This is a genomic window from Micromonospora psammae (assembly GCF_036902725.1).
GTDB lineage: Bacteria > Actinomycetota > Actinomycetes > Mycobacteriales > Micromonosporaceae > Micromonospora.
The window spans coordinates 132,727-150,125 of record NZ_JBAKHM010000016.1 but is presented as its reverse complement, the minus strand read 5'-3'; the positions used below and the strand labels follow the sequence as shown (position 1 = coordinate 150,125).

Here is a 17,399-nt window from a genome sequence, read left to right as displayed (position 1 = left end):
CGCGCGGCGGCACCCCGGCCCGCCCGGCCCGGGAGCGGCCCGCGCGGCCCGCCCCGGGAGCCCGTCCGGCGCGTACCCCCCGCCCCGCGGCGACCGGCGACGGCCCGACTCCGGACGGCGGCCCGGCTCCCGACGGTGGCTCCGCCGGGGACCGGCCGGCGGGCGACGAGGGAGGTACGGCCTGATGCCGCTGTGGTTGGAGCTGGTGATCCGGGTCGGGGGCGTGCTGGTCGCCTTCCTCACCCTGCCGCTGCTGGTCGGCCAGGCCGAGCACAAGGTGATGGCGCACATGCAGGGCCGGCTCGGTCCGATGTACGCCGGCGGCTTCCACGGCTGGGCGCAGCTCATCGCCGACGGGGTGAAGTTCGTGCAGAAGGAGGACGTCACCCCGCGCGAGGCGGACCGGGCGGTGTTCCGGCTCGCCCCGGTGGTGGCCCTGGTGCCCTACCTGCTGGTGCTGCTGGTGATCCCGCTCGGCCCGGATGACCTGGTCGGGCAGCCGCTGGACATCGGCCTGTTCTTCGTGCTCGCCGTGGTGGGCGTGGGCGTGGTGGCGGTGCTGATGTCGGCCTGGGCGTCGGCCAACAAGTACAGCCTGCTCGGTGGCCTGCGCGGGGCGGCCCAGCTGCTCGGCTACGAGTTGCCGCTGGTGCTGGCCGCCGCCTCGGTGGCGATGGCGGCGGGCACGCTCAGCCTGTCAGGCATCGTCGAGGCCTGGCAGCCGTGGTGGCTGATCTGGCAGGCGCCGGCGATGTTCGTCTTCTTCGTGGCCGGGCTGGCGGAGATCCGGCGGCCCCCGTTCGACATGCCGGTCGCCGACAGCGAGCTGGTCTTCGGCTACATGACCGAGTACACCGGCCTGCGCTTCGCGTTCTTCCTGCTCGCCGAGTACGTCGGCATCGTAGTGATCGCCGCGCTGACCACGGTGCTCTTCCTCGGTGGCTGGCAGGGCCCGTTCGCCGACGCCCAGCTCGGCTGGCTCTGGACGCTGCTGAAGGTGTTCGCGGTCTCCTTCGTGATCATCTGGCTGCGGGTGTCCTACCCGCGGCTGCGCGAGGACCAGCTGCAACGCCTCTGCTGGCTGGTGCTGGTGCCGCTCTCCCTCGCCCAGCTGGTCCTCACCGCCGCCGTCCGCGTGGCCCTCTGACCGGTCCCGCCCCCCGCCCGCCGTCCGGGCTGTCGGCACGCCGCACCGCGCCCGAGATCCACGCGCCTCGCGGCGGGTCGGGGTATCCGAGCGCCCGGACACCCCGACCCGCCGCAAAGCGTGCGGGACGGCCCGGGACCGGCCCGGCGCGGTCCCGCGCCGCCGTCAGCGCAGCGGGGTGTGGGCGGGGTCGACCCGTTCGGCGGGCGGCGGGGGCGGCGGGGGAGTGCCGTCGCCGAAGGGGCGGCCGCCGAGGGCCTCCCGGCCGTGCGGGGTGAGCCAGTTCGACAGGTCGGGGCCGAGCGGCACCACGCCCGTCGGGTTGATGTCCCGGTGCACCTCGTAGTAGTGCCGCTTGATGTGGTCGAAGTCGACCGTGTCGCCGAACCCCGGGGTCTGGAACAGGTCCCGCGCGTACGCCCAGAGCACCGGCATCTCGGCGAGCTTCTGCCGGTTGCACTTGAAGTGGCCGTGGTAGACCGCGTCGAAGCGGACCAGCGTGGGGAAGAGCCGCACGTCCGCCTCGGTGATCGTGTCGCCGACCAGGTACCGCTGCCCGGCCAGCCGCTCGGTCAGCCAGTCCAACCGGTCGAAGAGCCGGTGGTACGCCTTCTCGTACGACTCCTGGCTGCCGGCGAAGCCGCACCGGTACACGCCGTTGTTGACGTCCCGGAAGACCACGTCGTTGACCTCGTCGATCTCGGCGCGCAGCGGCTCCGGGTAGAGCTGCGGCGAGCCCTGCCGGTGGTGCTCGGTCCACTCGGTGGACAGGTCGAGACTCATCTGGGCGTAGTCGTTGGTGACCACCTGCCCGCTCGGCACGTCCACGATCGCCGGCACGGTGATGCCCCGCTCGTAGCCGGGGAAGCGTTTGAAGTACGCCTCCTGGAGGCGTTCGATGCCGAGCACCGGGTCGCGCCCGCCCGGGTCGAGGTCGAACGTCCAGCTCCGGGCGTCGTGCGTGGGCCCGGCCACCGCCATCGACATCGCGTCCTCCAGCCCGAGCAGCCGCCGGACGATGATCAGCCGGTTGGCCCACGGGCAGGCGCGGCTGACCGCGAGCCGGTACCGCCCGGTCTCCACCGGCCAGCCGTCCCGGCCGTCGGCGGTGACCCGGGTGGCGATGTAGCGCTGGTCGCGGGTGAACTCCTTACCCGGCTCGACGTACTTGCCGCCGGTCGTCGTACCTGTTTCCTCGCCCACGTCGCCCCCTTGTTGTGCCGGTGTCTCCCGCCCATCTTCGCGGATCACCCGCCGCTTGGTCCGGGGAGTGCCGACTAGGCTGCGCGGATGACGGACGTGGAGGCGGCGGCGCGGCGGTTCGTCGCCGACGTGTGGAACGGCCGGCGCGAGGAGTCCGCGTACGAGCTGGTCGGCGAGGAGTGCCCGGGGCTGGGCGGGACCGGTCCGGAGGCGACGCTGGCCTGGCACCGGGACCGCCGGGCGGCCTTCCCCGACCTGCGCTACAAGCTGGTGGACGTGGTGGCCGCCGGGGACCGGGTGGCGCTGCGCTGGCGGGCCGCCGGCACCCAGATCGGCCGGTTCGGGCCGGTGCCGCCGACCGGCCAGGTGGTCAGCTACTCGGGCGCGACGTTCCTGCGCTTCGACGGGCGGGGGCGGATCGTGGACGTGTGGAGCGCCAACGAGCTGTTCCAGCTCCTCCAGCAGCTCGGCGTCGAGCTGCTTCCTCCGCTCAGCGGCCGCGCGGAGTGAGCCGACTCAACGGGATGTCCATCTCCCACGGCTCGGGCAGCAGGATGCCGTCGGTCATCCGGGCCCGCTCGACGTAGACCCGCTTCATCGGATCGAGCTTGTGCGCGTGTACGACGATGCCGTTCTCGGTCTCGATCCGCCAGAAGTACGGAATGTCCGCCTCGGCGTACAGGGCGGGCTTGAGGATCCGGTCGACACTGCGGGAGCCCTCCGACACGATCTCGACCACCAGCAGCACCTCGTGCGGGCGGTAGTGCGACGGATTCCGCGCGGCGGCGTCGAGCTCGGTGACCAGCACGTCCGGGGTGAACGACCGGGTCCGGGAGAGCCGTACCTCGACGGCCTGGGTCACGTCGAGGTCGGCGGGGCAGCTCTCTTGGAGGGCTGCGCCAAGCAGCAGCGCGATGGACTGGTGGAGTCGCGTGGGGGAGCGCGACATGAGCAGGGTTCCGTCCAGGAGTTCGTGACGGCGGCCGTCGACGGGCAGGCGGTCGAGGTCGTCGGTCGTCCACTCGCCCGACGGCGGAAAGTCGTCGTGCAGCGCGGCGGTCATCGACGGGCCCTTCCCGGTCGGTCGTTCTCCCCGTCCGTAGGGTACCGCCGCCAAGAGGTGGGTGGCGCTCGCGCGCGCCGGGGTCACAGGGCAGGATGAGCGGCATGACTGAGCGCAGCGGCTTCCCCGGCGAGGGGCTGGTGAAGGGGCTGGCGGTCACGTTGAAGACGATGACCAGCCGGTCGACCACCCAGCAGTATCCGGACGTCGCCCCCGAGCTGCCGCCCCGGTCGCGCGGCGTGATCGCGCTGTTGGCGGAGAACTGCACGGTCTGCATGCTCTGCGCCCGGGAGTGCCCGGACTGGTGCATCTACATCGACTCCCACAAGGAGGAGGTGGCGGTGCCCGGCGCCGCCCGCCCCCGCCAGCGCAACGTGCTCGACAAGTTCGACATCGACTTCTCGCTCTGCATGTACTGCGGGATCTGCGTCGAGGTCTGCCCCTTCGACGCGCTCTACTGGTCGCCGGAGTTCGAGTACGCCGAGTACGACATCAAGAACCTCCTGCACGACAAGGACCACCTCGGTCAGTGGATGGGGACCGTTCCGCCGCCGCCGGCGCACGACCGTAACGGCGAGCCGGCCAAGGAGGAGGCCACCGCCGCGCGCAAGGCCGGGGCCCCGACCAGCTCCGCCGCCCGCCCCACCGTGGTACGCCCCGAGCCCGGCCCCGCCGCCGACGGAGGTACGACCCCATGACGGGTGCGGACGTGCTGCTGCTCGCGCTCGGCGTGGTGGCGGTCGGGGCGGGCGTGCTCGTGGTGAGCACGAAACACCTGGTCCGGGCGGGCCTCTACCTGGTGGTCTGCCTCGGCGCGCTGGCCGGCGACTACCTGGTGCTCACCGCCGAGCTGGTCGCCTGGGTGCAGGTGCTGATCTACGTCGGCGCGGTGGTGGTGCTGCTGCTCTTCGCGGTGATGCTCACCCGCGCCCCGATCGGCGCCTCCGACGACCTGGACCGCCCCGGCTGGCCGGCCGCGCTGATCGGCGGGGGCAGCGGGCTCGGCCTGGCGGTGCTGCTGGTCGACGCGTTCCGCTGGTCCCGGGTGGACCTGCCGGCCGCGGGCACCGCCGAGCGCCTGGGCGAGCAGATCTTCCGCTCCTGGGTGCTCCCCTTCGAGGTGCTCTCCGTGCTGCTGCTGGCCGCCCTGGTCGGGGCGATCATCCTGTCCCGCCCCGACATCGGCCGCCGCCCCGACCGGGCCGCCACCGAGCAGGGCGGTCGCCGGTGAGACCGGTCATCCCGTACGTCACCGCCGCGCTGCTCTTCGGCCTCGGCGGGTACGGCGTGCTGCGCCGCCGCAACGCCGTGCTGGTGCTGATGGCCGTGGAGCTGATGCTCAACGCGGTCAACCTGATCCTGGTCACCGCCGACACCACCGTCCGGGCCCAGCTGCCGCACGGCGGGCAGGTCTTCGCGCTCTTCGTGATCGTGCTGGCCGCCGCCGAGATCGGCGTCGGCCTCGCCATCGTGCTCCAGCTCTACCGGCTCAAGGCCAGCGTGGCGGTGGACGAGGTGCCGCTGACCGAGGCGCCGACCCCGGCGCTGGCGGCGGCCGGGGACGCCGACCGGCCGGAGGGGGAGCGGTGACCGGGCTGCTCGGGGCCGCGCTGCCGGTCGTACCCCTGCTCGCCGGCCTGATCGGCCTGCTGCTGCCGCCGTCACCGCGCGGCGCGACCACCGGTGAGGACCGGGCCCGGCGGGCGGCGATCGCGCTCGGCGTGACCGGCGCGGCCGGCGCGCTGCTGATCGCGCTCGCCCTGCTGGCCCGGGTCGGCGACCCGGTCGACACCGCCACCACCTGGGTCGACCTGGGTGGGCTGCGGGTCACCCTCGGGGTGCGGCTGGACGGCGCCGCCGCCCTGGTCGCGGTCGCCGTGACCACGGTGGCCCTGGCCGTGCAGGTCTACTCGACCGCCTACCTCAAGCGCGGCCCGCACGACGACGTCGAGGTCGATCACCGCTACCCGCCGTACGCGGCGCAGATCAGCCTCTTCACCGCGGCGATGCTGCTGGTGGTGGTCGCCGGTGACCTGGTCCTGCTGCTGGTCGGCTGGGAGGTGATGGGTCTCTGCTCCTACCTGCTCATCGCGCACGACCGCCGGCTGCCCGAGGCGCCGGCCGCCGCGATGAAGGCGTTCCTGGTCACCCGGGTGGGTGACGTCGGCTTCCTGCTCGGCATCGCGCTGCTCGGGGTCTCGGCGGGCAGCTTCCGGATCGCCGACGTGCTCGCCCACGACCACGCCACCGGCACCCTCACCGCCGCCTGCCTGCTGCTGCTCGCCGGGGTGGCCGGCAAGAGCGCCCAGTTCCCGCTGCACACCTGGCTGCCGGACGCGATGGCCGGCCCCACCCCGATCTCCGCGCTGATCCACGCCGCCACCATGGTCGCCGCCGGCGTCTACGCGGTGGCCCGGCTCTTCCCGCTCTTCGCGGCCGCCCCGACCGCGCTGGCCGTGCTCGGGGTGATGGCCTCGGTCACCCTGCTGCTCGGCGCGTTCGCGGCCACCGCCCAGGACGACCTGAAACGGGTGCTGGCCTGGTCGACGGTCTCCCAGATCGGCTACATGACCGGGGCGCTCGCGGTGGGCGCGCCCACCGCCGCCCTGTTCCACCTGCTCACCCACGCGGCCTTCAAGGCGCTGCTCTTCCTCGCCGCCGGCGCGGTCATCCACGCCGTCGGCACCACGCTGATGTCCCGGATGGGCGGCCTGCGCCGGGACATGCCGGTCACCTTCTGGTGCACGCTGGTCGGTCTCGGGGCGCTGGCCGGAGTGCCGCCGCTGTCCGGTTTCTGGAGCAAGGACGGCGTGCTCGCCGTCGCCGAGGCCGCCGCGCTGGACGGCGCCGGCCCGGCTCCGGCCTGGGTGGGCTGGCTGGTCTGGCTGGCCGGGCTGGTCGGCGTCGCCGTCACCGCCTGGTACGCCACCCGGCTGCTGCTGCGCACCTTCCTCGGCGAGGCCCGGACACCGCTGCTCGCGCCCCACGACCCGCCGGCGGCGATGCGCTGGCCGGTGCTGCTGCTGGCGGTACCGGCCGCGCTGCTGGGGCTGGTCGCCTTCCTGCCCGCGTTCGCCGACCGGCTCCGCGCCCCCGGGACCGGGACGGAGAGCGACGTCGAGCTGGTGCACCTGGGGCTCGCGCTGCTGCTGCCGATCGTGCTGCTGCTGGTCGGGGCGGGGCTGGCGTGGGCCGGCTGGCGGCGCGACCCGGCCGCCGACCCGGCCCGTGCGCTGGGCCCGCTGCGGCCGGTTCTCGCGGCCGCGTTCCGGCTCGACGACGTCCAGCACGCCCTGGTCGTACGCCCGACGACGGCGCTGGCCCGGGTCACCCGTACCGGTGACGAGGTGGTGGTGGACGGCGCGGTGGAGGGCAGCGGCCGGGGTGCGATCGGCCTCGGCGGTGGCCTGGCCACGCTGCACCGCGCGGCACTGCCCCGCGCGGCCGCGGCGGTGCTGGCCGGCGCGCTGCTGGTCGGCCTGGCCGCCGTCCTGATCGGAGGGCAGCCGTGAGTGCGAGGAGTGAGCCGGGCTTGCGAGCCCCGCAGTCACGAACCCGTAAAGAAGCCGTGAGTGCGAGGAGTGAGCCGGGCTTGCGAGCCCCGCAGTCACGAACCCGTAAAGAAGCCGTGAGTGCGAGGAGTGAGCCGGGCTTGCGAGCCCCGCAGTCACGAACCCGTAAAGAAGCCGTGAGTGCGAGGAGTGAGCCGGGTCTGCGAGCCCCGCAGTCACGAACGAAGGTGGCGCCGTGACTCTCGGAGAATTCCTGCTGGTCGCGGTCCTGGCGCTGCCGGCGGTCGGTGCGGTGCTGGTGGCCGCCACGCCCCGGGACCGGGCGGCCCGGGTGGTCGGCACGGCGGTGGCGGGGCTGACCCTGGTCGCGGCGGCGCTGCTGCTGCTCGGGGACCACGGCTGGTTCGGCTACGGCCCGGCGCCGGCGGTGCGGGCCTGGCACCGGCTCGACCTGCCCTGGGTACCCGGCCTCGACCTGCGCTTCCACCTCGGCGTCGACGGGATCTCCTGGCCGTTGGTGGCGCTGACCGCCCTGCTCACGCTGCTCTGCTGCGGCTACACGGTGTGGAAGGTGCCCGCCGGCGGGAGCGGGCGCACGCTGGTGGCGCTGCTGCTGGTGGTCGAGGTGGGCATCCTCGGCACCTTCCTCGCCCTCGACCTGGTGCTGTTCTTCCTCTTCTTCGAGGTCGTCCTCCTGCCGATGTACGCGATCATCGCGGGCTGGGGCGGCGAGGACCGGCGCCGGGCGGCCCGGAAGTTCGCGCTCTACACGCTTTTCGGCTCGGTGCTGCTGCTGGTCGGCGTCTACGTGGTGGTGGCCGCCGCCGGCACCGCCGACATCGTCGCGCTCACCGGCGGGGCGGGGCTGTCCCGGGGCACCCAGTTGGCCGCGTTCACCCTGCTGGGGCTCGCCTTCGCGGTCAAGGCCCCGCTCTGGCCGCTGCACTCCTGGCTGCCCGACGCGCACACCCAGGCACCCACCGTCGGCAGCGTGATCCTCGCCGGGGTGCTGCTCAAGATGGGTACGTACGGCCTGATCCGGGTCGCCGTCGGGGTGGCCCCGGAGGGCGCCCGCTGGGCCGCGCCGGTGCTCGGCGTGCTCGCCGTCGCGGCGATCCTGATCGGCTCGCTGGTCTGCCTCGCGCAGGACGAGCTGAAACGGCTGATCGCGTACTCCAGCGTCGGGCACATGGGCTTCGTGCTGCTCGGGGTGGCCACCCTGACCGCGACCGGCATCCAGGCGGCGCTGATCGGCAACATCGCGCACGGCGTGATCACCGGCCTGCTCTTCTTCCTCGCCGGGGCGGTCAAGGACCGTACCCACACCGGGTCGCTCGCCGAGCTGTCCGGGCTGCGGGAGACCGCGCCCCGGCTGGCCGGTCTGCTCGGCTTCGCCGCGGTCGCCTCGCTCGGCCTGCCCGGGTTGGCCGGGTTCTGGGGGGAGGCGTTCGCCGTGTTCGCCGCCGTCCGGCGGGGCGGACCGCTCTGGACCACCCTGGCGGTGCTGGCCGCGGTCGGCGGGGCGCTCACCGCCGCGTACTTCCTGCGGCTGCTGCGGCAGGTCACCCACGGCCGGCCCAGCCCGGCGGTGGGGCGGCTCACCCCCGGCCTGGCCGGGGCCGAGCTGACCGCCTGGGCCCCGCTGGTACTGCTCGCCCTGGCGGTGGGCCTGGCGCCGACCCTGGTGCTCGGCTTCGCCACCGGCCCGGTGGACGCCCTGGTGGAGGTGCTCCGGTGAGTCTCGTGCAGAGCGTGGACAACGTGGCGTTGCTGCCGGCGTACCTGGCCGCCGGCACGGCCGTACTCGTGCTCCTGGCCGACCTGCTGGTCGCGCGGGCCGGCGCGACGGTGGCCGTGGCCGCCGCGGGCGCCGCCGCCACCGCCGTCGGGTCGGCGCTGGTGGGCGCGGGGGAGACCCGGCGGACGTTCTGCGTCGGGGCCGACTGCTCGTGGATGTTCGACGGCCGGGCGGCCCTCGTCGCCGTGGTCTTCGCGCTGCTCACCCTCGGCGTGCTGGGGCTCTCCGGTCCGCTGCTGCGCGGTGGACCGACGCCGGTGGGGGAGTACTGCTTCCTGCTGGCCTGCTCGATGACCGGCGGCGTGGTGCTCGGCGCGGCCGGTGACCTGATCACCCTGATCGTCGCGCTGGAGACGCTCACCCTGCCCATCTACGTCCTGGTCGGGCTGCGTCGGGGCAGCCTGGCCAGCGCGGAGGCGGCGGTGACGTTCTTCGTGGTGAGCGTGGTGGCGACCACCCTGACCCTGCTCGGGGCGGCGCTGCTCTACGCGGCCACCGGCGGGCTGCACCTGGACCGGCTCGGCGTGCTCCTCACGCCCCGACCCGACCTGCCGCTGGTCACCGCCGCCGTCGTGCTGGTGGTGCTCGGGCTGGCCTTCAAGGTCGCCGCGGTGCCGTTCCACGCCTGGGCCCCGGCCACCTACGACGGCGCTCCGCTGCCGGTGGCGGCGTACCTCTCCACCGCCTCCAAGCTGGGCGGGGTGGTGGCCCTGCTGGCGGTGGTCCAGCGGGCGCTGCCGGCCGACCTCACCGGTCCGGCGCTCGCCCTCCTGGCCGTGCTGACCATGACCGTCGGGAACCTGGTGGCGCTGCGCCAGCGGCGGACGGTCCGGCTGCTCGCCTGGTCGTCGGTGGCGCAGGCCGGCTACATCCTCGCCCCGCTCGGAGCGCTGGCGCTGGCCGCCGGGCGCACCGACGAGGCCCGCACCGGGGCGTACGCCGCCGCGGTGGCGTACGCGGTCTTCTTCGTCCTGCTGGAGCTGGCCGCCTTCGCGGCGCTGGTGGCGCTGCGCCCGGCCGGCGCGGACGGCGGCACGGTGGACGACCTGCGCGGCGCGGCCCGCCGGCACCCGTGGGTGGGCGGGGCGCTCGCGCTGGCGTTGATCGGGTTGGCCGGGCTGCCGCCGGGCCTGGCGGGGCTCTTCGCCAAGGTGACCGTGGTCCGCTCGCTGCTGGACGGCGGTGCCGGCTGGCTGGCCCTGGTGGTGGCGGTCAACGCGGTGATCGGTCTGGCCTACTACCTGCGCCTCACCGCCGCCCTCTACGCCGCCCCCGACGGGGCTGCCGTGGCCGGCCCGGCTGGTGCGCCGGTCCCGGCCGTCGGTCCGGCCGTCGCGCGCCCGGCCTGGACGGTCGCGGTGGCCCTGGCCGCCGCGACGGCGGTGGCCGTGGTGGTGGGCTTCGCCCCGCAGCTCGTGCTGGACCTCGCCGCCCGCTGACCCCGTCCCCACCCGATCTGCCCCGCCGCCCCGATCTGCCCCGCCGCCCCGATCTGCCCCGCCGCCCCGATCTGCCCCGCCGCCCCGGTTTGCGGCGTGTCGCGGTGTCCCGGCGAAGGGATACCCCGACACACCGCAAAACGGGCTCGCCAGCCTCAAACCGGGCTCCTCCGCCGCAACCGGGCTCGCCAGCCGCAACCGGGCCCCTGGCGGCAAACGCCGCAGAGCCGGCCTGCCCCGCCGTGCAGCGCGCCCGCCCGGCGCGAGGGCGGTGCTGGCAGCGCGCCCACAGCGACCTCCAGCCAACTCACAGTCATGAGCAGGATGGTTGCCGGGTACCGGTGTGTTGGACCGGTCAGCGGACCCCGCGTGGTTCGCGCACCGAAGGAGCGATCGTGCATCACAACCGTCTGAAGACCGCAGCCCTGCTGGGCCTGCTGACCTCGTTGATCATCGCGGTCGGTTACTGGTTCGGTGGGAGCGGCGGCCTCGTCGTCGCCGTCGTCGTCTCGTTGCTGATGAACGGTGTGACCTACTTCTACTCCGACAAGCTCGCGCTGCGCTCGATGCGGGCGCAACCGGTCAGCGAGGCGGAATTCCCCGAGCTGTACCGGATGGTCCGCGAGCTGGCCACCGAGGCGCGGCAGCCGATGCCCCGCCTGTACGTCAGCCCGACCGCGCAGCCCAACGCCTTCGCGACCGGGCGCAACCCGGCGCACGCGGCGGTCTGCGTCACCCAGGGCATCACGGAGATCCTGGACTACCGCGAGCTGCGCGGGGTGATCGGTCACGAGCTGTCGCACGTCTACAACCGGGACATCCTCATCTCCAGCGTGGCGGCCGGTCTGGCCGGCATCGTCACCGCGCTGGCGAACATCGCCTGGTTCATCCCGCTGGGCGGCGGGGACGACGAGGACGCCCCGAACCCGGCGGTGCTGCTGCTCACCCTGATCCTCGGTCCGATCGCGGCCACCGTGATCCAGCTGGCGATCAGCCGGAGCCGGGAGTTCCAGGCCGACGCCTCGGGCGCCCAGCTCACCCGGGACCCGCTGGCCCTGGCCAGCGCACTGCGCAAGATCCACACGGGTACCCAGAGCCGGCCGCTGCCCGCCCAGGGCCAGCTGACCAGCACCGCCCACCTGATGATCGACAACCCGTTCAAGCGGGGCGGCGGGATCGCCGCGCTCTTCTCCACCCACCCCCGGATGGAGGAGCGGGTGGCCCGGCTGGAGCAGTTGGCCGGCAACACCGGCCCCGTGCAGTTCCAGCGCTGACGCCCCACGCACGACCCGTCCGCCCGTGTCCGGTCCGCCGGACACGGGCGGATCCCTGTGTACGGGGCCTCATAACCGATTTCCGCACGTACCGGTGCCGCATTAGGGTCGGATTGTCTCCCACCCGTCACACCCCCTGGAGGTCGACCGTGGCCGCACTGCGCCAGTACCTGGCGGTCTGGCGCATCCCCGGCGCGCCGATGCTGCTGATCCTCGGCATGGTGGGGCGGCTCGGGATCGGCATGACCCCGCTGGCCCTGCTGCTGGTGGTCGAGCAGGTGACCGGCCGGTACTCGCTCGCCGCGGTCGCCGGCGGCATCTACGCCCTGTGCGGCGCGGCGCTCAGCCCGGTCGCCGGCCGGATCGCGGATCGGGCCGGACCCAGCCCGGTGCTGCTCGCCACCGCCGTCGCCCACCCCCTCGCCCTGCTCGGACTGCTCTGGGCCAGCCGCGCCGAGGCGGGCAACCTCGGCCTGATCTACCTGGCCGCCGGTGTCGCCGGGGCCACCTTCCCACCGCTGACCGCCGCGATCCGGGGCGCCTGGAACGACCTGACCGGCCCGGCCTCCGGGCGGTACCACCTGCGCAACACCGCGCTGGCCGCCGAGACCTCGCTCTTCGAACTCGTCTTCGTGCTCGGGCCGCTGCTGGTGGCCGCCTTCGTGCTGGTCGCCGACGCGGCGGCCGCGCTGGTCGGCGCCGCCGTGGTCACCCTCGCCGGCACCGGCGCGGTGGCGCTCGGCCGGGTGATGCGCGGCTGGCGGCCGCACCCGCACGGACACCACGCCAAGGGCCTCGGTCCGCTGCGGGTGGGTGGCTTCCCCGCGCTGCTGGTCTGCGTCGCCAGCCTCGGCATCGCGTTCGGCGCGGCCGGGGTGATCGTGCCGGCGTTCGCCGACGGCCAGCCCACCGACGACCCGGAGAGCCTGGCCGGCCTGCTGCTGGCCGTCTGGGGCGTGGGCAGCGCCGCCGGGGGCGTCTGGTTCGGGGTACGGAAGCCGGCGGCGAACATGACCCGTCAGTTCGCGGTGCTGCTCTGCGGGGTGGCCGGCAGCTTCGTCGTCTTCGCGGTGATGCCCACCCCGTGGGCGCTGGGCGTCGCGCTGGTGATCGGCGGGGCCACCATCGCGCCCGCGCTGATCCTGGAGAACACCCTGGTCGGGCGGATCGCCCCGACCAGCATGCTGAACGAGGCGTACACCTGGGTGGTCACCATGTCGGTGGCGGCCAGCGCCGCCGGCGGCGCGGTGGCCGGCCTGATCGTGGACCACGCCGGCGGCGTGCCGTGGGCGTTCCTCTTCGCCGGTGCGGCGGTCGGGGTCGGCGCCGCGGTCGCCGCGCTGCCCGGCGGCCCGATCACCCGCGCGGAGGCCGTCGCGGTCCGCGCCGAACAACCCACGCTCGTCTGACCGTCACCGTCGTCCCCGGGTACGCGTCGAGCGGCCGTCCCCGACCGGGGAAGGCCGCTCGACGGGTGATAGTCGCCACCGGGTGCCTCATCCGCGGCGGGGTGGGTACAGCGCTGTCATGTTCCTCTTCTTCTCGAACCGGGTCGGATGCCTCGGCTCGATCCTGATCAGCGTGATCCTGACCGTGGTGCTGCTGTTGATCTTCGCGACCTGAGCCGCGGGGCGGAGCGGTGTTCCGCTCCGCCCCTCCCGCGCTACCGGTAGTTGGTGAACTGCAGGGCGACCCCGAAGTCCTCGCCCTTGAGCAGGGTGATGACGGCCTGGAGGTCGTCCTTCTTCTTGCCGGTGACCCGGAGCTGGTCACCCTGGATCTGCGCCTGGACGCCCTTCGGGCCCTCGTCGCGGATCTTCTTGCTGATCGCCTTCGCCTTGTCCGTCTCGATGCCCTGGATCACCTTGGCGTCGATCTTGAAGATCTTGCCGGAGGCGCGGGGGTCGCCGGCGTCCAGCGACTTGAGCGAGATGTTCCGCTTGACCAGCTTCTCCTTGAAGACGTCCAGCGCGGCCCGGACCCGCTCCTCGGTCTCCGCCTGGAGGCTGATCGCCTCCTCGCCCGACCAGGAGATCTCGGCGCCGGTGCCGCGGAAGTCGAACCGCTGCGCGAGCTCCTTCTCCGCCTGGCGGAGGGCGTTGTCGACCTCCTGGCGGTCGACCTTGCTCACGATGTCGAACGACGGGTTCGCTGCCATGCTCATGCTCCTGCTGTCCGGCGGTCAAGGCTGTTCCGTCGTGCGCTGACCAGCGGCACGACCCCCTGACGGTACCCGGTTGCGACGACCCGGGGGGCGACCGCTATCCTTGCTTCCGCTGCCGCGTTGCGACGCGGTGGCGACGCCCTGGCGGGTTGCCCGAGCGGCCAATGGGAGCGGACTGTAAATCCGTCGCGAAAGCTACAGAGGTTCGAATCCTCTACCCGCCACCAGGCAGTGAAAGGCCCCTGAACTGCGGAAACGCGGATCAGGGGCCTTTGTCGTCTCCTGCGGCGTTGACCGTTGTTGCCCCTGCTCGACAGGCCGATCGGGCACGCAACGGGCACGTTGGATCTTGGGTTTCCCGGCAAACGTGGCCATGCCCTGGTCATCGGTCCCGCGCGTGGCGGGGTGGGGTCGCGGCGGACTTTCTCATCCAGTTCCGGGACCGCTCCGGGGACTGTCCAGCCGGTGACAACGATCGAGCGGATCGAGGGTGCGGACTGGGGACCTCCTGAGCCCGATAGCACGTTCCTGGTTCGGCGCTGCACCGAGTTGCGCCGTAAGCCTCTGACACAGTTCACAGTCGAGGATCTTCGGATCATGCTCGGGCAACAGATAGCGGTGCCCATCCTGTTACCTCTGGCCGTCGAAGTCCTTGCCAGGGACCCGCTCGCTGAAAGCGATTTCTACCCCGGCGACCTGCTGGGGTCGGTTCTGCGGCTGCCGGCCGCTGCGTGGTCGACCATGCCGCAGGAACGACAGCGCCTGACCGCCGCCGTGACGGCCATGGACCTGGACGAAGCCGATCTCCCTCAGGATGTACGTGACGCGGTCGTCTCGGTCCGGCAGGCCAGCGCCTGACAGCACCGGCAGCTTGGAAGAACGAAGATCACCGGCCCGGATGCCCGAAACGCCTGCTCGTGGAAGGGGGACTGGTCACGGGTCGTGCCCGCTCGTGCCCATTTGGGGCACCGGCTACTGGCACGTGGCTGGCACGTCACCCTGATCCGGGAGAACGGGCGGCGCGATCCCGGTAGCTGTTCACCTCGCGCTGTGGACGAGTCGCTGTTCCTGGTAGGGATAGCCGCTGCGCCGTGCTGCTGGGTCTGACTGGGGTCAGGTGACCCGTGGATGCATGATGGGACGGTGGAGAGCCAGAATCTCGGCCGCGAGGATTATCAATCTGCCTTACGCGTAGGGGAAGCGCTGCGCGAACGGGGTTGGCGAACGGCCTTCAGCCTTCCGCAGATGGTGGAAGGGTGGTCCGGACTGATTGAGGAGATCCGTGAAGGCTATGACTGGTGTGCCGACGAGTACAAGGGCGACTTCGCCTGCCGCGAATGGCTTGAGCAGGCGCTGCCCTTGCTCACCGAGCCCGTGCGGGTGAACTGGCAAGGCATTGTGGATCAGCTGGACGAGAAGTTCCGCGAGGTGACCGTCGATGACGACGGTGCGGCATTGCGGCCGTTCGGCGTGACTGGCCGATGGTGGCTGCGGCGCCGGCCCAAGGTGCTGGTCGGCGAACTTGCCCGCGACCTGGCCTGCAACGGAGGCGATGGGACCAGCGCCGCCGGTGCCTAGCCGCCGTTGAAAGGGCAGCCTCGGTCAGTCGGTGACCACGTGGCGCCGCCGGTAAAAGGCGTTGGCGGGCGGCAGGGCGAGCAGGACGAGGCCGACCAGCAGTGAGGGCGACGCCACGAACCCCGTAACGGCGGCTACGGGCTCAACCCACGCGGGTATCAGCTGACCGGCGACCGCGTTGACGCTGTCCCACTCGGTCACCTCCGGAACTTCTCCTGAAGGGGCCGGGATGAGGGCCAGGGCTCGCCAGCAGCCCGCCACCGCCAGCGTCAGGCCGCCGATGATCCAGGTGACGATTTGGGTCCAGTTCCTGCCGACGAGGTTGACCAACGCCAGCAGCAGGATGGCGAGTGCGACCAGCGACACGACCAGGCCGACGCCCGTGAGGAACACCATCGGCAGGGCGGCGAATGCACTCGGCGTGCCTACCTGCTCGTGCGCCGTCAAGTACGCGTGCTGGTTGACCGCCTCCGCCGCCACCTGCCCCAGCCGTGTCAGGCCGCTCAGCGCCAGCAGCAGGCTGGACCCGACGACGACGAGGGTGGGCACCCGTCGCCGCGTCACCTCCGTCGTGGAATTCCCCGTAGTCATGAGAACGGATGCTAGTGCCGGCCCCGTCGATTCCATGAGAGCGGATCTCCTCGTCGGGCAGTCGCAGGACCGTCCAGCCTGCCCGGACGGGACAAGGTGGAGCGCCCTACGTCCGAACGACCTTGGCCCCGTCGGGTCGTGTCGCATCCGTGTCGCGGCAGCGCGCCCGGCCAGCGTTCGTGCTGGTCAGGAGCATGAGCGTGGCGCTCTGTAAATCCGTCGCGAAAGCTACAGAGGTTCGAATCCTCTACCCGCCACCAGGGAACACAAAGGCCCCCAACCTACACAGGTTGGGGGCCTTTGTTGTCTCCTGCTGCTGTTGACCGCGCGTGCCCCGACCTGCTGGGCTGATCGGGCACGTAACGGGCACGTAGGCACTGTCGGGAGGCAGGTTTGACTGTCAGTGCAGCTCACTCTGCTGCGTTCAGGAGAGAGGCTCCTGCTGCCGGGCGGGTCTGGACCGTCCTGGAGGATGATGGCTCCTGCGCCGCGCCCCACAAGCCCGACGGGAGCCGGGCGATGCCCTTCTGGTCGCTGCGGTCACGAGCGCAACATGTGGTCGAACAGGTGGCGGCATACAACGGGCTCGAGATCGTCTCCATGCCGTTTGATCAGTGGCTGCACGAATTTGTGCCCTGGCTGGCGGAGCAGGGAGTCCTGATCGGCGTCAACTGGAGCGGGGAACGAGCCACGGGCTACGACGTGAGCCCTCAGGACGTGCTCGGCTGGTTCGCCGGGCTTGAAGGCGGCTCATCGCCTCCAGCTGCGATTGATTGACCGTTCCAAGGACTGCGCGCGCGGCCGGAGTCATGGGTGGCCGTATGGGTGACCACCACACCACGACGGACGACGCCTGGGCACCGGACGCCTGCACGCTGCCGACGGCTGAACGGCCGCTGCGGCTGGGAAGGCACGGACCAGCGCCGGCACGTCGAGGCAGACCAGCGTCCGGTCCTCGACAAATTCGACTTCGGCGACGAAGCCTTCTTCCGTCTCCTCGGAGATGTCCTCCTGAGGTCGGGCCCAGACCGCATCGTCGCTGAAGTCCGCACGGATCACCGGAACGCGGGCTGTGTCGGGCAGGCGGGCCATGGAGGCACTCCAAACTGGTCGGGGTGGGTTCGACCTACGCCGCGACCGCTGACGCCGCGGTTCGCGCCCGGTCTCCGGGAGGGCCGAGGTCCAGGGTTCGCGAGACTGAAGAATTCGCAGGTCATGTCGTTGTAACGGTCGGTCGGCCCGTGGTGTCTGATCCCCAGCCGGCGGCAGACGCCCTGCGAGGCGACGTTGTCGGGATGGGTCACGGCGAGGACCGTCTGCAACCCGGCCTCGAATGCGTGGCGCAGCACCGCCGCCTCGCTGGCGTACCCGCGACCCCAGGCGTCGGGGTGGAAGTACCAGCCGAGGCTGGTGCCGGGCAGCCTCCGCCGTCAGCCGTCAGGCACCGGACAGTCGGTCGGCGAAAGTGCCTCGGGTAGGTCTGGCGTTCTTGCCGTCACCCGAGGCATGCTGATGGCCGTGATTGTCGCCGGCTGCCCGCCGCCGGTGACGGTTCGTGACGGGCTGCGCTGTTCCGGTCCGGTGTCGCCGACCCGCTGAAGGGCGTCGTCCGGTGAGAGGAGATCATCCG

At 72.5% G+C, this 17,399-nt stretch carries 19 protein-coding genes, 1 tRNA gene and 1 pseudogene; 15 read left to right on the top strand and 6 right to left on the bottom strand.

Translation table 11 applies throughout. The annotated features are described in order from the left end of the window. A pseudogene (locus V6U79_RS19825) lies at nucleotides 1–185 on the top strand (NADH-quinone oxidoreductase subunit C); the annotation flags it as partial. After that, entirely contained in the window at nucleotides 185–1,147 is a 963-nt protein-coding gene (gene nuoH, locus V6U79_RS19820) for an NADH-quinone oxidoreductase subunit NuoH (protein WP_334528608.1), read from the top strand. The pseudogene V6U79_RS19825 and the gene nuoH, both read left to right, overlap by 1 nt. Nucleotides 1,148–1,312: 165 nt before the next feature. Here nuoH and V6U79_RS19815 read toward each other — a convergent pair whose 3' ends face one another. Further along, a complete protein-coding gene (locus tag V6U79_RS19815; protein WP_334528606.1) occupies nucleotides 1,313–2,350 on the bottom strand; it encodes a glutathione S-transferase family protein in 1,038 nt (345 codons plus the stop codon). Nucleotides 2,351–2,437: 87 nt separating this feature from the next. On the opposite strand from V6U79_RS19815, the gene V6U79_RS19810 reads away from it, so the two are divergent. After that, on the top strand, nucleotides 2,438–2,860 hold the full coding sequence (locus V6U79_RS19810; protein ID WP_334528603.1) for an ester cyclase: 423 nt from the start codon (nucleotides 2,438–2,440) through the stop codon (nucleotides 2,858–2,860). On the opposite strand, the gene V6U79_RS19805 is transcribed toward V6U79_RS19810, so the two are convergent. Further along, entirely contained in the window at nucleotides 2,841–3,413 is a 573-nt protein-coding gene (locus V6U79_RS19805) for a Uma2 family endonuclease (protein WP_334615406.1), read from the bottom strand. The genes V6U79_RS19810 and V6U79_RS19805 overlap by 20 nt on opposite strands. Before the next feature lie 95 nt (nucleotides 3,414–3,508). On the opposite strand from V6U79_RS19805, the gene V6U79_RS19800 reads away from it, so the two are divergent. The 8 genes from V6U79_RS19800 to V6U79_RS19765 all read left to right on the top strand — a co-directional run bounded on the left by V6U79_RS19800 (nucleotide 3,509) and on the right by V6U79_RS19765 (nucleotide 12,845). Further along, a complete protein-coding gene (locus V6U79_RS19800) occupies nucleotides 3,509–4,111 on the top strand; it encodes a NuoI/complex I 23 kDa subunit family protein (protein ID WP_334615404.1) in 603 nt (200 codons plus the stop codon). Then, nucleotides 4,108–4,644 (top strand): NADH-quinone oxidoreductase subunit J family protein, encoded by a 537-nt coding sequence (locus V6U79_RS19795; protein ID WP_334615403.1) that lies wholly within the window; start codon nucleotides 4,108–4,110, stop codon nucleotides 4,642–4,644. The genes V6U79_RS19800 and V6U79_RS19795 overlap by 4 nt, the downstream gene beginning before the upstream one ends. Further along, entirely contained in the window at nucleotides 4,641–5,003 is a 363-nt protein-coding gene (gene nuoK / locus V6U79_RS19790) for an NADH-quinone oxidoreductase subunit NuoK (protein ID WP_334528592.1), read from the top strand. The genes V6U79_RS19795 and nuoK overlap by 4 nt, the downstream gene beginning before the upstream one ends. Next, nucleotides 5,000–6,925 carry an NADH-quinone oxidoreductase subunit 5 family protein gene (locus V6U79_RS19785; RefSeq protein WP_334615402.1) on the top strand — a complete coding sequence of 642 codons (1,926 nt, stop codon included), beginning with the start codon at nucleotides 5,000–5,002 and terminating at the stop codon, nucleotides 6,923–6,925. The genes nuoK and V6U79_RS19785 overlap by 4 nt, the downstream gene beginning before the upstream one ends. A 235-nt stretch (nucleotides 6,926–7,160) precedes the next feature. After that, entirely contained in the window at nucleotides 7,161–8,663 is a 1,503-nt protein-coding gene (locus V6U79_RS19780) for a complex I subunit 4 family protein (protein WP_334615400.1), read from the top strand. After that, nucleotides 8,660–10,162 carry an NADH-quinone oxidoreductase subunit N gene (locus V6U79_RS19775; RefSeq protein WP_334528628.1) on the top strand — a complete coding sequence of 501 codons (1,503 nt, stop codon included), beginning with the start codon at nucleotides 8,660–8,662 and terminating at the stop codon, nucleotides 10,160–10,162. Before V6U79_RS19780 ends, V6U79_RS19775 begins: the two co-directional genes overlap by 4 nt. 395 nt (nucleotides 10,163–10,557) lie before the next feature. Further along, entirely contained in the window at nucleotides 10,558–11,436 is an 879-nt protein-coding gene (htpX, locus tag V6U79_RS19770) for a zinc metalloprotease HtpX (RefSeq protein ID WP_334615399.1), read from the top strand. Nucleotides 11,437–11,585: 149 nt separating this feature from the next. Further along, complete coding sequence (locus V6U79_RS19765; RefSeq protein ID WP_334615398.1) at nucleotides 11,586–12,845, top strand: MFS transporter; 1,260 nt, start codon at nucleotides 11,586–11,588, stop codon at nucleotides 12,843–12,845. Between the two features lie 254 nt (nucleotides 12,846–13,099). Here the strand turns inward: V6U79_RS19765 and V6U79_RS19760 are convergent, their stop codons facing one another. Then, nucleotides 13,100–13,594 carry a YajQ family cyclic di-GMP-binding protein gene (locus V6U79_RS19760; RefSeq protein WP_334528577.1) on the bottom strand — a complete coding sequence of 165 codons (495 nt, stop codon included), beginning with the start codon at nucleotides 13,592–13,594 and terminating at the stop codon, nucleotides 13,100–13,102. Nucleotides 13,595–13,743: 149 nt separating this feature from the next. Here V6U79_RS19760 and V6U79_RS19755 point away from each other — a divergent pair. From V6U79_RS19755 to V6U79_RS19745, 3 genes are all read left to right on the top strand, one after another. After that, nucleotides 13,744–13,827: transfer RNA gene (locus V6U79_RS19755), tRNA-Tyr, on the top strand. A gap of 238 nt (nucleotides 13,828–14,065) precedes the next feature. Beyond that, the gene (locus V6U79_RS19750) at nucleotides 14,066–14,458 is read left to right on the top strand and encodes a contact-dependent growth inhibition system immunity protein (RefSeq protein WP_334615396.1); all 393 of its coding nucleotides are present in this window, start codon (nucleotides 14,066–14,068) and stop codon (nucleotides 14,456–14,458) included. 285 nt (nucleotides 14,459–14,743) lie between these two features. After that, complete coding sequence (locus tag V6U79_RS19745) at nucleotides 14,744–15,178, top strand: hypothetical protein (protein WP_334615395.1); 435 nt, start codon at nucleotides 14,744–14,746, stop codon at nucleotides 15,176–15,178. A 24-nt stretch (nucleotides 15,179–15,202) separates the two neighbouring features. On the opposite strand, the gene V6U79_RS19740 is transcribed toward V6U79_RS19745, so the two are convergent. Beyond that, the gene (locus tag V6U79_RS19740; RefSeq protein WP_334615394.1) at nucleotides 15,203–15,727 is read right to left on the bottom strand and encodes a hypothetical protein; all 525 of its coding nucleotides are present in this window, start codon (nucleotides 15,725–15,727) and stop codon (nucleotides 15,203–15,205) included. 435 nt (nucleotides 15,728–16,162) lie between these two features. On the opposite strand from V6U79_RS19740, the gene V6U79_RS19735 reads away from it, so the two are divergent. Beyond that, on the top strand, nucleotides 16,163–16,546 hold the full coding sequence (locus V6U79_RS19735) for a DUF2750 domain-containing protein (RefSeq protein ID WP_334615393.1): 384 nt from the start codon (nucleotides 16,163–16,165) through the stop codon (nucleotides 16,544–16,546). A gap of 30 nt (nucleotides 16,547–16,576) precedes the next feature. On the opposite strand, the gene V6U79_RS19730 is transcribed toward V6U79_RS19735, so the two are convergent. Both V6U79_RS19730 and V6U79_RS19725 read right to left on the bottom strand, forming a co-directional pair. Then, on the bottom strand, nucleotides 16,577–16,861 hold the full coding sequence (locus V6U79_RS19730) for a DUF6924 domain-containing protein (RefSeq protein WP_334615392.1): 285 nt from the start codon (nucleotides 16,859–16,861) through the stop codon (nucleotides 16,577–16,579). Continuing rightward, nucleotides 16,825–17,190 carry a GNAT family N-acetyltransferase gene (locus V6U79_RS19725; RefSeq protein ID WP_442933800.1) on the bottom strand — a complete coding sequence of 122 codons (366 nt, stop codon included), beginning with the start codon at nucleotides 17,188–17,190 and terminating at the stop codon, nucleotides 16,825–16,827. The genes V6U79_RS19730 and V6U79_RS19725 overlap by 37 nt, the downstream gene beginning before the upstream one ends. Nucleotides 17,191–17,399: the final 209 nt, after the last annotated feature.